6 protein-coding genes are annotated in these 18314 nt (G+C 43.3%); all 6 read left to right on the forward strand.

Annotated features, from left to right (window positions below; genetic code table 11):
• The first annotated feature begins 88 nt into the window (after positions 1 to 88).
• Positions 89 to 1066, forward strand: a complete 978-nt coding sequence (locus tag GM920_RS13575; RefSeq protein ID WP_182958186.1) for an LCP family protein — start codon at positions 89 to 91, stop codon at positions 1064 to 1066.
• A gap of 553 nt (positions 1067 to 1619) precedes the next feature.
• Positions 1620 to 2186 (forward strand): phage tail protein, encoded by a 567-nt coding sequence (locus tag GM920_RS13580; protein WP_182958188.1) that lies wholly within the window; start codon positions 1620 to 1622, stop codon positions 2184 to 2186.
• Positions 2187 to 2219: 33 nt separating this feature from the next.
• Entirely contained in the window at positions 2220 to 9044 is a 6825-nt protein-coding gene (locus GM920_RS13585; protein WP_182958191.1) for an MBG domain-containing protein, read from the forward strand.
• A 29-nt stretch (positions 9045 to 9073) separates the two neighbouring features.
• On the forward strand, positions 9074 to 9964 hold the full coding sequence (locus tag GM920_RS13590) for a PorP/SprF family type IX secretion system membrane protein (RefSeq protein ID WP_182958194.1): 891 nt from the start codon (positions 9074 to 9076) through the stop codon (positions 9962 to 9964).
• 888 nt (positions 9965 to 10852) lie between these two features.
• A complete protein-coding gene (locus tag GM920_RS13595; RefSeq protein ID WP_182958196.1) occupies positions 10853 to 11386 on the forward strand; it encodes a phage tail protein in 534 nt (177 codons plus the stop codon).
• Positions 11387 to 11435: 49 nt separating this feature from the next.
• Complete coding sequence (locus GM920_RS13600) at positions 11436 to 18275, forward strand: MBG domain-containing protein (RefSeq protein WP_182958199.1); 6840 nt, start codon at positions 11436 to 11438, stop codon at positions 18273 to 18275.
• Positions 18276 to 18314: the final 39 nt, after the last annotated feature.

Here is an 18314-nt window from a genome sequence, read left to right on the forward strand (position 1 = left end):
AACGTTTTAAAGGTAGAAAGAATTTTAATTGTTCATAGGTACGGTTATTGAAATACTTGTAGCTAGTATTTAACTCCAATCGGAAAAAATGAAAACTATTGCCTTAACGATCTTCCTCTTGAGCATAGGATTGTTCCAGCTAAAAGCGCAGGACAGCACCAGGAACAATCTAGATTTTACCGTTCCGCCAGCAGCAAAAAAAGTAGCTCAGTTAAACCGATCAGATGCGGCTTTGGGGATTTCCGCAAAGGCCCGGGCCAGACAAAAAAACACAGCAAATCCAGCAGTCAATCTTGCCCTATTTGCGGTAGACAGGCGGACGGAAGCGGAGGCGGGAAACTCCGATGTGGTGATGGTGATCTCCATTGATCAGCTCAGTGGAAAAATAAAAATGTCTTCGATTATGAGGGACACTTATGTGAATATCGAAGGGAATGGCATGAATAAGCTCAATGCAGCCTTCGCGATTGGTGGTCCGCAGCTAGCCATTAAAACCATCAATCAAAACTTTGACCTGGACATCAGAGACTATATCAATGTTGATTTTTATGGAGCAGCAAAAATTGTAGATGCCCTGGGTGGAGTGCCGATTCCGGTAAAAGCAGAGGAGCTTCCTTACCTGAATACTTACCTGAATGAACTGTCCATTTATGATAAAATTCCGGCGATTCCCCTGAGCCAATCGGGTTTACAAAAGCTCAGCGGAAAGCAGGCTGTTGCCTACTCCAGAATCAGAGCGGTAGGTCATGGTGATGCCCAAAGAACGGAACGTCAACGCCTGGTACTCATCGCTATATTCGACAAAATGAAGGTTTTAGGTAAGGAAATTTTTCCCGTTTTTGCCACAGAAGTCCTCCCTAACCTGGAAACCAGCATGAACAATTTAACGCTGTTCTCTTTTGCAGGAAGTATTTTAAATTCGAAAAATAAAACGATTGAACAAGCCAGGTTTCCGCTTGATAAAGAAAGTGTTGGGAAGAGAATTGACAACATCTGGTACTTAACCACCGATTTAAAAACAACGACCAACTCCTTACATCAATTCATTTATGGCAACAAGCATTAAAAAAAAAGATAGTTGTAAGAAACAACCCAGACAACCTTTAAAACACTGATAACCTGACACATAAAATTCAATCCAAAAAAAAGGTTGTCTAATACAAGAAACCCTTTAGGGGTTAAAAAATTTAAGAATTTATTTCCCATGCCGGATTTCCAAAAAATCCGAGTTAAAATCTTATGGTCAAAATTTTTTATTTAAAAAATAATAACCTTCAAAAACACAGACAAATATCAACTTAAAGTCATCTTTAATGACTTAAGCTATAATTCACAACTTTTCCATTTATCTTGATTTTATTTACATAGATTTACTTTAAGTAACTGATAATTAACGCCTCAACCTAATTGTCTCATGAACATTTCCTTTTCTATTAAAGGCAAATTGCTAAAAGAACAAATTTCCGGATTTGCTCCTTTAGGGGTTAAACACACCCTCAATTCTCTAATAAAATTTCTTGATTTTAATTCAAAGGTGATCCCATTGCTATGGATCAAACCGGGGATTTTATTTCGCTGCTCAAATCAAACAATTATTAATATAAAACACAATTTTTATTATGGATGAATACATAGGAATGATCAAAGCTTTTGCTGGAACTTTTGTACCAAGAGGGTACCTGGGCTGTAATGGACAGTTACTCCCAATTCAACAATACTCTACTCTTTTTGCGCTTTTAGGCACTAATTATGGAGGAGATGGACAAACCACTTTTGGTCTTCCAGACCTTAGAGGACGATCTCTGATTGGAACAGGACAAGGGTCAGGTTTACCAACCAACCACGTACTAGGTGAAAAATTAGGTGCAGAAAGCACCTCAATTACCATCAACAACATGCCAGCTCACACCCACGCAGCCGCTACAACCTTTACTTTAAATGTCAGTAACCAGGAAGCGGATGTTGCTGTCCCGGTTGCCGGAAATTCTTTGGCAGCAATGATTGACACTGGAGCGAATCAGATTATTGGTTATACCACCAAGACACCAACCATTGCACTTGGAGGCGCAACTATAGCCACAACTAATGCCGTGATTGGTGGTAGTCTGCCGATCTCTATATTACAGCCAACGCTCGCAATCACTTACATTATTTGCATAGAGGGTGGATTCCCTAGCAGAAACTAATCTTTAATTCTTTGAATTAACGCGCTCACTTTTATGAAAAATTTTATACTACACAAAGTTGCCCTGTTCTTTATCATTTGTTTCTGCCTTTTCTCCAGTCAAACCAGTCAGGCACAGCTACAACCAGGAGATCTGGCCATAATAGGGGTTAATGGCGAAACCCGATCACCAGCAACATTTCCATTTAAGGCAACAATCGCTTTTGTATCCCTGGTGGACATCCCTTCGGGAACTACCATCTACATTACAGATGAGGCCTATAATGGGACTATTTTTGTTGCACGTTCTGCAGATGCTCAGATGACCTGGATATTGAGTCAGAATGTTCCTAAAGGCACGGTGTTCTCTATTGAGTGTACCAACGACACCAATAATCCGGTCATCTCACCTTCACAATATGGTGGAGTGACCAAAGTTGGCTGGTCAAATAACATTATCCGCCCAATTGACGGCAATGGGGATGCCTGGTTGATCTATACCAAAAATCCCGATAACAGTCTAAATTTCATCTATGGATTTATAAATACCAATTACATACCCACAGATAAGTATGATACTTCAACTGGCTGGAACCTACAAGATCCCCTGATAAAAAGCCAATCCTCTGTCCTTCCATCACAATTGGTAGGGACGAATGCATACAATTCCATGGTGACCTACCCAGCTGGCCCAACATTGAGCAACGATTTCAATTATTATAACGATACATTTACCGGAACAAAAACGGACTTATTAAACAAAATCAAAAACCCGGCACTTTGGGTAAAGGAAGAACCACCTTCAATTGGAAAAGACCTTTCACCAGGAACATCTGGTGGTGCATTTTCAGGCACACAACCTATTTATACCATTGTTGAAGGCCCAACCGTAAGCAGCGTAACTTCAACCGCAAGCGGTACTAAAAAGATAGGCGATGTCATACCCATCGTCGTTAATTTCAGTGAAAACGTGACAGTGGTGACCACTGGCGGAACACCGAGATTAGCCCTCAATACCAATCCTGTTTCTTATGCCAATTATGCTTCTGGAAGCACGAATTCCAGCTTAACCTTTAACTATACGGTAGCCGCCGGACAAACCAGTGCGGACCTCGAATATGTAGCCACCAACTCCTTAACCCTGGAGAGCGGAACAATAAAGAATACAAGTGATGTAAATGCCATACTTACCTTACCAGCCACAGGGACAGCAAACTCCCTTGGCGGAAGCACCAACATTGTGATTGACGGCATTGCGCCGACTGTAACCTCTGTAACTGGGGTTACAGCAAATGGCCGATATCGTGCCGGACAAACCATCGATATCAACGTGAATTTTTCTGAGGCGGTATCAATTACCGGCACACCAACACTCAGTCTAAACACCTTAGGAATTGCAACTTATATTAGCGGAGCTGAAAGTACTACCTTAACCTTCCGTTATAACATTGGAGCCAATCAAAATACTTCAGACCTTGATTATGGCACGGTGAGTTCCCTGACTGGCGGAACGATCAAAGATATTTCAGGAAACAACGCCACACTCACACTCCCTACACCAGGGACTGCCGGATCATTAGGCGCCAATGCCAACATCATCGTAGACACCACTGTCCCAACAGTAACCAGCGTAAGCGGTACCAATGGGAATTATAATATTGGATCAACCGTACCGATCACCCTGAATTTTTCCGAAGCCATCAATGTGACCGGAACTCCTCAACTGGCATTAAATGTAAGTCCTGCCGGATTCGCATCTTATGTGAGCGGAAGCGGAACAGCCACCTTGACTTTTAATTATACTGTAGCTGATAATCAAAGTAGTGCTGATCTCGATTATACAAGCACAACTGCACTTTCATTAAATGGTGGATCACTATCAGATCTTGCAGGAAACAATCTGACACTCGCACTCCCAGCTCCAGCTGCGCCAGGTTCTTTAGGAGCCCTTTCGAATATCGCCATCAATGGAATTCGCCCAACAGTAACTAGTATTGTTAGGACAGCTGGAGCCGCAGCTGTTACCAATGCCAATTCTGTAAGCTTCACGGTTACCTTCTCTGAAATAGTATCCGGTGTAGATTTAGTGGATTTTGTGCTTACTACTACTGGAAATTTAGTAGCTCCAGGTATATCAACCATAGCCGGATCAGGCACTACTTATACCGTCACTGCAATCACAGGAATTTCAACTGGAACCGGCACCTTACGTCTGGACTTAGATAATTCAGGTACCGGAATTACTGCAGCTTCAGGAAACACAATTTCTACTGGATATACCAGTGGTCAAACCTATACCGTAGATAGGACTATTCCTACCATACCAACACTTACCATTGCTTCGGGCAATAGCAATCCGCAAATCGCAAGAACAGGAGATGTAGTCACACTTTCCATTACGGCCTCTGAAGCAATTAACCTTCCATCAGTAACCATCAACGCATCTCCGGTAATCGTAACGAACACTTCCGGTTCTTCTTATACCGCCAGCTATCAGGTAAGTGCCCTTGATGCAGAAGGTCAGATCACCTTTACTGTTAATTATAGTGATCTGGCTGGAAATTCGGGCGTCCAGCGCAGCACAACCAGCGACGCGAGTAGAGTTGTGGTGGATAATGTACCTACCACCCTTGTTTCCATCAGTTCTACCGCTACAGATGGACCACATGGTCTGGCTGCTGCAATTCCAATCGCTGTAACATTCTCAGAGCCTGTAATGGTAACCGGATCACCTGTACTCGCTTTAAATGCTGGTGCCGGCGCTACTGCCAATTATGTTTCTGGCAGCGGAACAACTGTCCTTAACTTCAGCTATAGTGTAGCCCAGAATCAAAGCAGCACTGGACTCGATTATAGCAGTACTACCGCATTGAATTTAAACGGCGGAACAGTGAATGATCTAGCTGGCACTACAGTTCCCCTGACACTTCCTGCTCCCGGAACACTGGGTTCTTTGTCAAATGGAAGAAGCATTGTCATCAATGGATTTACACCAACCGTACTGAGCATCACTAGAAAAACCCCGGCAACACAAATGACCAACGCCAATTCCGTAGAGTATACCCTTACCTTTAGCGAACCGGTAACCGGAGTTGATGTATCAGATTTTCAAATGAGTCTTGGTTCAACACCGATATCCTCCGTTAACGGAGTTGTAGGATCAGGAGCAATCTACACCGTTACTGTAAACACAGGACTTGGAAATGGTACGGTAGCCTTTAATTTAAGAACCAGTGGTACAGGGATTGCCAATCTGGCTTCAAATCCTATTCTGACTGGATTTGGCCCAAGTGAAAGCTATACCATAGACAAAATCCTCCCTACTATACCAACGGCAAGCATACGCTCCAGTCGTTTTGGCAATAGTAGTATTGCCATCCCTGGTGAAACCATTACGCTCCTTTTCAGCGCTTCTGAAACGATTAATGCTCCTACGGTAACCATCAGTGGAAACCCTGCAACAGTCACAAATCCAACTGGAAACAACTGGGTAGCCACGTATACCATGCTAGCTACAGACAACAATGGAGCGATTCCTTTCAGCATCAGTTATTCCGATCTTGCTGGAAATGCAGGCACTTCAAGAACAACAACAACCGATGCTACCGTCGTAACCTTTGATAAAACGGTGCCAACCCTAAGTCCGGTAACGATTGCAAGTAATAATGTTTCCAACCCTGCATATGCAAAAGAAGGGGCTATGCTGACCCTAATGTTTACGGCTTCAGAGAGCATTCCTTCTCCTACAGTTACTATTGGAGCTGCCACGGTTACCGCACTACCAATGGGCGGATTTAACTGGATGGCCATGTATGTGATCCCTCCGAATATGGCAGAGGGTGAAATCCCTTTCAGCATTAGTTTCAAAGATACATTTGGAAATATTGGAATACCTGTAACCACAGTCAGTACAGGCTCAATGGTTACTCTAGATAAAACGACACCGACACTCAGTAATGTGAGCATCAGCAGCAATAACGCAAATCCTGCTTTAGCGAAAGCAGGAGATGTGGTCACTGTAGCTTTTACCGCTTCAGAAGGTATCGGCAATCCAACCGTAACATTATTTACAAACACATTAGCTACTGTTACCGCACAAGGCAACAATGTATGGACTGGGACTTACACCCTGGGTCCGGTAGACCTTGAAGGCCCAGTCAATTTCAGTATCAGTTATGCTGATTTTGCAGGAAATGCAGGTACTGCCGTCAGCACTACCAATGACGCTTCTAGCGTTACTTATGACAGGACGGTTCCTGCTGCTCCTAATTTCCTGGGAGTAACCGCTGGAGACACCGAAAATACAATGACCTGGTTCTTAAACGCAGACTATGCGAAATATGAATTGATTGGTGGAGTTCCTTTAGTTTTGGGGAACAATGTGCTAACTACCGTTACGGCGGCTAATGCTACTAATCCAATGACTTTCACGCAGACAGGTCTGACGAATTTCACGACCTATTATTATGCCCTTCGGGTAACTGATGCAGCAGGTAATACCAATACCAGTACCGCGGTAAATGGAATCCCTTTAAATAGCCAGACCATCACTTTTAGTCAGCCAGTACCGGCAGAATATGGCAGTTCATTTACTATAAATGCCACCAGTAGTTCAGGCTTACCCGTTACTTTAACCTCCAACGAGCCTGCTCTTGCCACAATTTCGGGCAATACAGTTACCATTGTAGGTGCGAATAACCAACGATCGGTTTCTATCATCGCCACACAACCTGGTAATGCGAATTATTCTTATGCGCCACCGGTTATCCGACTGCTGCAAATCACACCAAAACCAGTTACGGTAAGCGCTACTGCTCAGTCGAAAGGGTTTAATGATCCGGAACCGGCATTAGCTGCCCCAACGATTACTCCTGCACTAATCGGCACAGATGTCAGCACAGGTGCATTAGCAAGAGAGACAGGAGAAAATGCAGGAACCTATGAAATCCAGCAAAACACGTTCAGTTTAGATCCATATAAATATGCCATCACTTATGAGCCTGCTAATTTCAGCATCAGCAAGAAAGCAGTAACCATTACCGCAGTAAGCAATTCGAAAACTTATGGTGATGCTGATCCTGTGTTCGCTTATACCGGTACTCCGGCATTAGTTTCCGGAGATAGTTTTAGCGGTATGTTGGGAAGAGTTGGCGGAGAAAATATTGGCAACTACGCCCTTACTTTGGGTAGTTTAAAAGTGAGCGAAAACTATACCCTGACTTTAAACCCTGGTGCTGAACTGAGCATCAACAAAAAGCCAATCAATGTAACTGCTGATGCGCAATCTAAAGTTTATGGCAGCGCCGATCCGGTGTTCAGTTATACCCCAACACCAGCATTGCTGAATAATGATGTATTTAGCGGTGCCTTAGGTAGAACTTCAGGAGAAAATAAAGGAACCTACCCTACCACTATCGGTAGCTTAAGCGCAGGATCTAATTATAGTCTAAACCTTACTGCTGCTAATTTAACCATTAACGCTGCGCCTTTAACCGTAACTGCGGATCCAAAATCGAAATTTGCAGGCACCGCAAACCCGGTGTTTACCGGCCAATATGCAGGTTTTGTGAATGGCGAAGATGCTTCCGTATTGACGAGTCCGGCAGTATATACTTCTATTGCAACAGCTGCCAGTCCGATTGGAACCTATCCGATTGTTCCTTCCGGAGCAACGGCACTGAACTACACAATTACCCCTATTAATGGCGTATTGACTATAAATCCAGGTGCCCCAACTTCTGTACTATTTGCGGGAACTACGCTTTATGAAAATCAGGCTACCGGAACTAAAGCAGGTACTTTGAGCAGTACTTCGGAAGATCCGAATGCGACCTTTACTTATAGTTTAGTAAGTGGTAATGGGGACACAGACAATGCGACTTTCCGCATCGTTAATGATCAACTGGTAACCGCAGCAAGTCTGGATTATGAAAATAAAAAGACTTATAGTGTTGTGGTAAGAAGTACTACTCAACATGGATTCTCACTGGACAAAAGCTTTAGCATCAACCTGAGCGATGTCAATGAAATTCCAACACTGGATGCCATTGCCAATAAAACCATTTGCTATACCACAACCGGTCAAACGATCGATTTAACAGGAATCAGCGCTGGTCCGGAACTTGGACAAAACACCAAAATTACGGTTACAGGAAGCAATGCTGCATTGTTACAAAGCTTAACAGTTGCCCAATCAGGATCTGCTAAAGGAACCATTAGCTACCGCATTAAAAATGGCGCTTCAGGACTGAGTACGATCACGGTTACTGTAAAAGATGACGGTGGTATCGACAATGGTGGTGTAGACACTTATAGCAGAACGTTTGTCCTGACCGTAAATGCATTACCGGTAGTTGCGATTAGTGCCAACACAGGCGAGAACAACAATGCCAACAGTACCTCAGTAAGTAAAGGAGAGACCGTAGTATTGACCGCTAGCGGTGGCAGCAATTATGTTTGGGCCCTCCACAACAGTGTAATCAGTGGTCAGAACTCTGGAATACTAACAGTAAGACCAAGAGAAACGACTACCTATACCGTTACGGTAAGCAACGCGAATGGTTGTTCTGAACAGAAAAGCTTTACCGTGAATGTACTTGATGATATGGAGAAGATCAAAGCCACCAATATCTTATCGCCAAATGGTGATGGATACAACGACAAATGGATCATCGAGAACATTGATTTCTACCCGAATAATGAGGTGAAAATCTTTGACAAATCAGGAAGAATGGTGTACAGCAAAAAAAGCTATGACAACAGCTGGGATGGTACGCTGAATGGTTCGCCATTAGCTGAAGGCACCTATTACTATGTCATTGATTTTGGTAAAAATCACCGGATAATCAAAGGGTTCATCACGATTATCAGGGAGAACTAATGGGCCATACAGATTTAAACATCAGCAAAATGAAAAATACTTATAAATATGGCTTAGGGCTACTTATGGTTTTCGCCATAAGTAGTACCACTAAAGCACAGCTTAATCCTTTAACCGCACAGTATTATACCAATCAATACCTGATCAATCCGGCGATGGCAGGTACAGATCAGGGATTGAAACTCAATGCTGCCTACCGTAAATTATGGAGCAATGTACCAGGTTCTCCCCTGACCCAAAATATTACCGCCGATTATGGTTTTAATAAAGTGGGGCTGGGTTTAAATGTCTACAATGAAAGTGCAGGTTTGCAAAAACAAACACGTGTGGTGGGAACTTATGCTTATCATTTGAAAATGAATGAGGAAAGCAATCAACTTCATTTTGGGGTGTCTTTAGGTTTTATGAGCCAGCGACTGGAGAACAGTGACATTTATGGCAATCCAAATGATCCGGGAGTAGGTCAGTATAATGACCGGAAAACTTACCTGGATGGTGATTTCGGGGTAGCTTATACCACAGAAAAACTGACGGTACAAGCTTCTGTTCCTAATTTGAAAAGCGTCCTGAAAAAGGATGTGATTAAACTGGCCGATGTGTCTACATTTTATGCCGCAGCAAGTTATAGGATGAAGTTATCAGAAGGGGTAAATGGTTTCGACCTGGAGCCGAAAGTAGCGTATAGAGGGGTGCAGGGTTATGATAACATTTGGGATGCTGGTGCACAACTCGCCATCGCCAACAAACAGGTGTTCCTGACAGGGATATACCACAGCACAGAAAATGCGACCTTTGGTTTAGGGATGGATTTTAGAAATAAATACCTGATCTCCGGGACGTATACGACGCAGACTTCTGCCTTAAGCAGTTATACGAATGGTAGTTTTGAGTTGAATTTGAGGTTGAACTTATCGAAGTAAGGGAAAAATGGGGGAAGAGGCAGGAACTGGAAAGAGGCAGGAACTACTCCAGGTCTGGACTATTTTGATGCTTCCTCTAGGGAAGCATCAAAATCCTCCCAGGCCCTGTCCTAGCCTATCCTCTTTCTTGGGGAGGCTAAAGAAAAATCCAGCGGTCGTGGTTAGCGCTAAGTATTCCCGATTCTCTTTCTTAGAGAGACTAAAGAAAAACCCAGCGGTCATGGTTAGCGCTAAGTATTCCTGATTCTCTTTCTTGAGGAGGTTAATGAAAAACACAGCGGTCATGGTTAGCACTAAGTATTCCCGATTCTCTTTCTTGAGGAGGTTAATGAAAAACCCAGCGGTCGTGGTTAGCGCTAAGTATTCCTGATTCTCTTTCTTGAGGAGGTTAATGAAAAACCCAGCGGTCGTGGTTAGCCTATCCGGCCTTTAAAAAGATAAATACCAGTTGATGTTATCAATGCAGGGGATTAATTTAATCCCTGTTTTGTTGTCATTAAAATCCTGATTATGGTCTCCAATCCGAGTTTAATCAAGCAGGTTTACAAAAGAACCGGAAGCAACAATCAAAGCTAAGATTCAATTATTGTCAATAAAAAATCATAAAAAACATAGTATTTTTCTTGGGTTTTTATTTTTAATAAGAGTTATTTGAAATAAAAATAACTTAAAATAGAAATTTCCGCATACACATCCAACTTAATATTTTTTATATAATTTTACTCTAAGTATTTGATAATTAACCTCTCATTCTAATTGTCTCATGGACATTCCATTTTTCCTAATTTTTCTTAAACAGCTGAGGCATGGCAATGCCTCTGGCTCAAATTCAGGAAATACTTATCGCTTCTCAAATCAATTTAACAATTATATTCAACACAATTTATTATGGAAAATTTCGTAGGAGAAATTAGATTATTCGGTTTTACTTTCCCTCCTCGTGGATGGGCAGTTTGTAATGGACAAATAATAGCAATACAAGCAAACACGGCATTATTTTCACTTCTAGGAACGCAATATGGTGGGAATGGAACCACTACTTTTGGTTTGCCAGATCTTAGAGGCAGGGCAGCAATTGGTTTCGGACAAGGCCCAGGCTTAAGCGATTACGTACAAGGAGAAGTCTCAGGTACTGAAAACATTTCAATTTCGATAAACAATATGCCAGCGCACACTCATATTGCCAAAGTAAGTACCCAGGAAGGAAGTGTAGCTGACCCGGTTACCGGTAATTCACTAGCTGCCATGGTTGACACCAGTGTCAATAAAATATTGAGCTATTCTACCGCTGCACCTACAGTAGCCTTGAATACCAATACCAACTCCATAACTGGGGCTAACATACCAATATCGATCATGCAGCCAACCCTGGCACTGAATTACTGCATTGCCACAACCGGTGTATTCCCTAGCAGAAACTAACCCTAAAACTTAAAAAAGCGCTCTCAAACTTAAAATTAACGTTCTCCCTATGAAAACATCATACCTACAGAAGGTTACCCTATTTATTATATTTTGTTTATTTTGCTTTTCTGCAAAAACCAGTAATGCACAACTGGTTGCCGGCGATCTGGCCATCATTGGTGTAAATGCAGAACCAACGGTTACTGCTACCCCAAGGGCAACCATTTCCTTCGTTGCTTTAACCGAAATTCCTTCGGGAACGGTAGTTCACCTGACAGATATTGGCTATACAGGCAGCGCTTTTGTCCTGGCACCGGTCCCTCCTGGAACCACCAGTCCTGATGGGACTGCCAACTGGACCGTAAGCACTAAGGTGCCTGCAGGAACGGTATTTACCGTGACGATAAAAAGTGGGGTCAGTCCAACGGTATCCATACTACCTGGTAATTATGGAACTATAAACCTGGATGCTATAAGTTGGTCGCATGAGGTTGCAGCTCCTATTCCGCTCAATGCCGGAGATACCTGGTTCTTATACACAGGTACTAAAACCAGTCCGGATTTCATTTATGGTTTTACCAATGCCAAAAACCCGGATCTTGACGAAATTGACGAAAGTACGGGCTGGACAAAGGATGGTAAAACACCAAAAAACCAGAGCTCTACACTGCCAACTGCCTTAAAGACTGCAGGCGCCTATACCTCCTTAAATTCCTATAAAACCGTAGACAAACAACGTGATTTTAACGCTTATGCCGGTTCATTTACGGGTTCAAAATCAAGTTTACTCGACCTGATTAAGACTCCAACGGCTTGGACAACGACAGACAATACCGCGGAGGTAAAAGACCTTACTCCAGGCGCAACAGGCGGTGCTTTTCCAGGAACTCAACCTATTTACAAACTGGCTTCCAGCGTTCTGAGTGTAACTTCTAATCCCTCAACAGGAACTAAAGGTCTCAACGCTGCGATCGTTATCACGGTTAATTTCAGTGAGAATGTCTATGTAACCAACTCCCCAAGAATTAAACTCAATTCAGGCATCAATGCCTATGCAAATTACACCTCAGGAAGTAATAGCAAAGCCCTCACTTTTACTTATACAGTAGCAGATGGAGACAGCAGCGACGACCTTGATTATAGCACCATCAATTCCCTTGAGCTCAATGGAGGTAGCATTACAGATCTACAAAGTCAGAATGCTCAACTCAGCCTTCCTCTTCCTGGATCGGCAGAATCCCTGGGTGGCAGTAGCAATCTAAAAATTGATGCCCTTAAACCAACCATTTCCACTGTAACCGCAGTAACGCCTAATGGTAGTTATTCTGCCACACAAAACATCAGCATTCAAGTAAATTTCACTGAGCCGGTAGCCGTTATTGGTGCACCAGTGCTTAGTTTAAATACCCTTGGAACCGCTACATATGCATCTGGTACCGGAACCAACAGTTTAACATTTACTTATGCCGTTCTCCCTGGTCAAAACACCTCGGATCTTGATTATGCAAGTACAACTGCATTGGCCGCAACCGGTGGAAGCATCAAAGATGCCGCAGGAAATGATGCAACACTCACACTCCCTGCACCAGGAGCAGCCGGATCTTTAGGCGCCAATGCCAATATCATCATAGACACTACTTTCCCAACGATTACCGGCGTTAGCGGTACCAACGGGACTTATAATATTGGGACAACCGCTCCGATACGGGTGACTTTTAGTGAAAATGTCACGGTAACCGGTACGCCACAGCTTAGTTTAAGTGTAGTTGGTCCTGCCGCTACTGCCAGTTATACTAGTGGCAGCGGAACATCGATCCTAACTTTCAATTATACTGTACTAGCAGGCCAGGCTAATCCTGACCTGGATTATAGCGCTACAAATTCCCTTAGCTTAAATAGCGGAAGCATTAATGATGCTGCTGGGAATATTGCAACGCTAACACTACCAACTCCAAACAACTCAGGATCACTAGCTTGGAATTCTGACTTAAATATCAATGGTATTCGCCCAACTGTAGCAAGCATTGTTAGAACAGCCGGAGCCCCAGCACTAACCAAAAGTACTTCAGTGAATTACACAGTTACTTTTTCTGAGGCGGTATCCGGCGTAGATTTAGGAGATTTCGTCATTACTTCTTCGGGAACTTTAATTGCTCCTGGTATCTCAAGCGTTACTGGATCAGGAACTACCTATACCTTAACCGTAAGCACAGGAACTACCAATGGAACCGGTACCCTACGTCTGGACTTAAATAATTCAGGTACCGGAATTGTAGGCGCTTCAGGAAATGCGATTGCTGCCGGATATACCAGCGGTGAAAGCTATAGCGTGGATAGAACTCTTCCGACCTTGTCGTCAGTCAGCATTGCTTCGAACAATAGCAATACGCAAATCGCAAGAAATGGAGATATCGTAACGCTTACCTTTACCGCAGATGAAGCGATAAACCCTCCTTCAGTGACCATCAACTCCACTCCGGTCACCGCAACGAACACTTCCGGGTTTTCTTATACGGCCAGCTATCCGGTAAGTATGGCTGATCCGGAAGGTCAGATCACCTTTAGCATTAATTTTACAGATCTGGTTGGAAACGTAGCCCCACAGCGTACCACAACTACTAACGCAACTAAAGTGGCAGTGGATAATATCCCAACCACTATTACCTCAGTGAGTACTACCGCCGGTAATGGCCCTCATGGTATTGGCGTAACCCTGCCGATCACGGTGACTTTCTCAGAGCCTGTAACCGTAACTGGCACACCAAGAATTGCATTAAATTCAGGTGGTAACGCAACTTATTCGGGCGGTACCGGATCAGCCATTCTAAACTTCAATTATACCGTCGCTTCCAGTCAAAACACTGCACAACTGGACTATACCAGCAGCACTGCATTAACCTTAACCGGAGGAGCAACAATTAACGACCAGAATGACATTTCTGCGCCACTTACCCTTCCTGCTCCGGGAGGAACGGGATCTTTGGCAGATGGAAAAACCATAGTCATCAATGGATTTACACCAACCGTACTGAGCATCATTAGAAAAACCCCGGCAACTCAAATGACCAACGCCAATTCCGTAGAGTATACCCTTACCTTTAGCGAACCGGTATCCGGAGTTGATGTATCAGATTTTCAAATGAGTCTTGGTTCAACACCGGTATCCTCCGTTAACGGAGTTGTAGGATCAGGAGCAATCTACACCGTTACTGTAAACACAGGAGTTGGAAATGGTACGGTAGCCTTTAATTTAAGAACCAGTGGTACAGGGATTGCCAATCTGGCTTCAAATCCTATTCTGACTGGATTTGGCCCAAGTGAAAGCTATACCATAGACAAAATCCTCCCTACTATACCAACGGCAAGCATACGCTCTAGTCGTTTTGGCAATAGTAGTATTGCCATCCCTGGTGAAACCATTACGCTCTTCTTCAGTGCTTCTGAAACGATTAATGCTCCTACCGTAACCATCAGTGGAAACCCTGCAACAGTCACAAATCCAACTGGAAACAACTGGGTAGCCACGTATACCATGCTAGCTACAGACAACAATGGAGCGATTCCTTTCAGCATCAGTTATTCCGATCTTGCTGGAAATACAGGCACTTCAAGAACAACAACAACCGATGCTACTGTCGTAACCTTTGATAAAACGGTTCCAACCCTAAGTCCGGTAACGATTGCAAGTAATAATATTTCCTACCCTGCATATGCAAAAGTTGGCGATCTGCTGACCTTAACGTTTACAGCTTCGGAGAGCATTCCTTCTCCTACAGTTACTATTGGAGCTGCCACGGTTACCGCACTTCCAGCTGGCGGATTTAACTGGATGGCCATGTATGCGATCCCTACTACTATGGCTGAGGGTGAAATCCCTTTCAGCATTAGTTTCAAAGATACATTTGGAAATATTGGAATACCTGTAACCACAGTCAGTACAGGCTCAATGGTTACTTTAGATAAAACGACACCAACACTAAGCAATGTGAGTATCAGCAGTAACAATCCAAATTCTGCTTTAACAAAAGCCGGAGATGTGATCAGCTTAACTTTTGCTTCTTCAGAAGCGGTCAATACCCCAATCGTAACTTTTTTTGGAAGTAAAACCGCCACGGTGAGTTCAGTGGGAAATAATTTATGGAGGGCAACCTATGCCGCAGGCCCGACAGACCCAGAAGGCATTGTTGCTTTCAACATCACTTATTCCGATTTAGCAGGAAATAGCGGTACTGCAGTCAGCACTACAGATAATGCTACTTCCGTAACTTATGATAGAACACCTCCAGTTACTCCTAACTTCCTGGCTGTAGTACCGGGGGACATGCAAAATACATTAGCCTGGGCTATGAACCCGGACGTTGCAAAGTATGAATTGATCGGTGGAGCTCCTATAGGTTTAGGAAATAATGTTCTGACTACCTTTACTGCAGCGAACGTTTCCAATCCAATGAGCTTCACGCAGACAGGTTTGACGAATTTCACGACCTATTACTATGCCCTTGTGGTCACAGATGCTGCAGGTAATACAAACCAAAGTATCACGGTAAATGCAAAACCTTTAAATGGGCAGACCATTACTTTTAATCAACCAGCAGCCGCAGAATACGGCAGCACATTTACCCTTAATGCCAATAGCAGTTCTGGTTTACCAGTTACTTTTACCTCAAATGACCTTTCAGTGGCGACAATTTCAGGAAACACGGTAACCATAGTAGGTGCAGATCCTTCGCAATCCGTATCTATCTCTGCAAATCAGCCAGGTAATGCAAATTATTTTGCTGCTCCAGAACTGACCCTATCATTGCAAATCACACCAAAACCAGTTACAGTAACAGCTACCGCACAATCGAAAGTGTTTAATGATCCGGAACCGGCATTAGCTGCCCCAACGATTACACCTGCACTAATTGGCACAGATGTCAGCACAGGTGCATTGGCAAGAGAGACCGGAGAAAATACAGGAACCTATGAAATCCAGCAAAACACGTTCAGTTTAGATCCATATAAATATGCCATCACTTATGAGCCTGCTAATTTCAGCATCAGCAAGAAAGCAGTAACCATTACCGCAGTAAGCAATTCGAAAACTTATGGTGATGCTGATCCTGTGTTCGCTTATACCGGTACTCCGGCATTAGTTTCCGGAGATCAATTTACCGGTCTGTTAGGAAGAGTTAGTGGAGAAGATGTAGGTAACTATGCCCTTACTTTGGGTAGTTTAAAAGTGAGCGAAAACTATACCCTGACTTTAAACCCTGGTACTCAGCTGAGCATCAACAAAAAATCAATCCTGGTAACTGCTGATGCGCAATCTAAAGTTTATGGTACTGCTGATCCGGTGTTCAGTTATACCCCTACGCCAGCATTACTCAATGGGAATGTGTTTAATGGAACGCTAGGTAGAGCTCCAGGAGAAAATAAAGGAACCTATGCTACTACTCCAGGTAACTTAAGCGCTGGTTCGAATTATGACCTCAGCTTTACAGCTGCTAATTTAACGATTAACCCAGCTCCATTAACTTTAACTGCGGATCCAAAATCGAAATTTGTAGGCACCGCAAACCCAGTGTTTACCGGCCAATATGCAGGTTTTGTAAACGGGGAAGATACTTCCGTATTGACTAGTCCGGCAGTATATACCTCTGTTGCAACAATTGCCAGTCCGATTGGAACCTATCCGATTGTTCCTTCCGGAGCAACGGCATTGAACTACACAATTACACCTGTAAATGGGGTACTGACTGTAAAACCAGGTGCTCCAACAGCGGTGGCACTGGCAGCGATTACGCTATATGAAAATCAGGCTTCCGGAACTCCAGCTGGTACTTTAAGCAGTACTTCAGAAGATCCAAATGCAACATTTACCTATAGTTTAGTAGGCGGATCCGGGGACACAGACAATGCGGCTTTCCGCATCGTTAATGATCAACTGGTAACCGCAGCAAGTCTGGATTATGAAAATAAAAAGACTTATAGTGTTGTGGTAAGAAGTACTACTCAACATGGCTTCTCATTAGACAAAAGCTTTAGCATCAACCTGAGCGATGTCAATGAAATTCCAACACTGGATGCCATTGCCAATAAAACCATTTGCTATACCACAACCGGTCAGACGATCGATTTAACAGGAATCAGCGCTGGTCCGGAACTTGGACAAAACACCAAAATTACGGTTACAGGAAGCAATGATGCATTGTTACAAAGCTTAACAGTTGCCCAATCAGGATCTGCTAAAGGAACCATTAGCTACCGCATTAAAAATGGCGCTTCAGGACTGAGTACGATCACGGTTACTGTAAAAGATGACGGTGGTATCGACAATGGTGGTGTAGACACTTATAGCAGAACGTTTGTCTTGACCGTAAATGCATTACCGGTAGTTGCGATTAGTGCCAACACAGGCGAGAACAACAATGCCAACAGTACCTCAGTAAGTAAAGGAGAGACCGTAATATTGACCGCTAGCGGTGGCAGCAATTATGTTTGGGCCCTCCACAACAGTGTAATCAGTGGTCAGAACTCTGGAATACTAACAGTAAGACCAAGAGAAACGACTACCTATACCGTTACGGTAAGCAATGCGAATGGTTGTTCTGAACAGAAAAGCTTTACCGTGAATGTACTTGATGATATGGAGAAGATCAAAGCCACCAATATCTTATCGCCAAATGGTGACGGATACAATGACAAATGGATCATCGAAAACATTGATTTCTACCCGAATAATGAGGTGAAAATCTTTGACAGATCAGGAAGAATGGTGTACAGCAAAAAAAGTTATGACAACAGCTGGGATGGTACGCTAAATGGTATGCCACTGAGTGAAGGCACTTATTACTATGTCATTGATTTTGGTAAAAATCATCGGATAATCAAAGGGTTCATCACGATTATCAGAGAGAACTAATGAAGACCTTAACTCCGTTTGTATTGAACCTTTTAGAAT

This window comes from Pedobacter gandavensis (genome assembly GCF_014172405.1).
GTDB classification, from domain to species: Bacteria; Bacteroidota; Bacteroidia; order Sphingobacteriales; family Sphingobacteriaceae; genus Pedobacter; species Pedobacter gandavensis.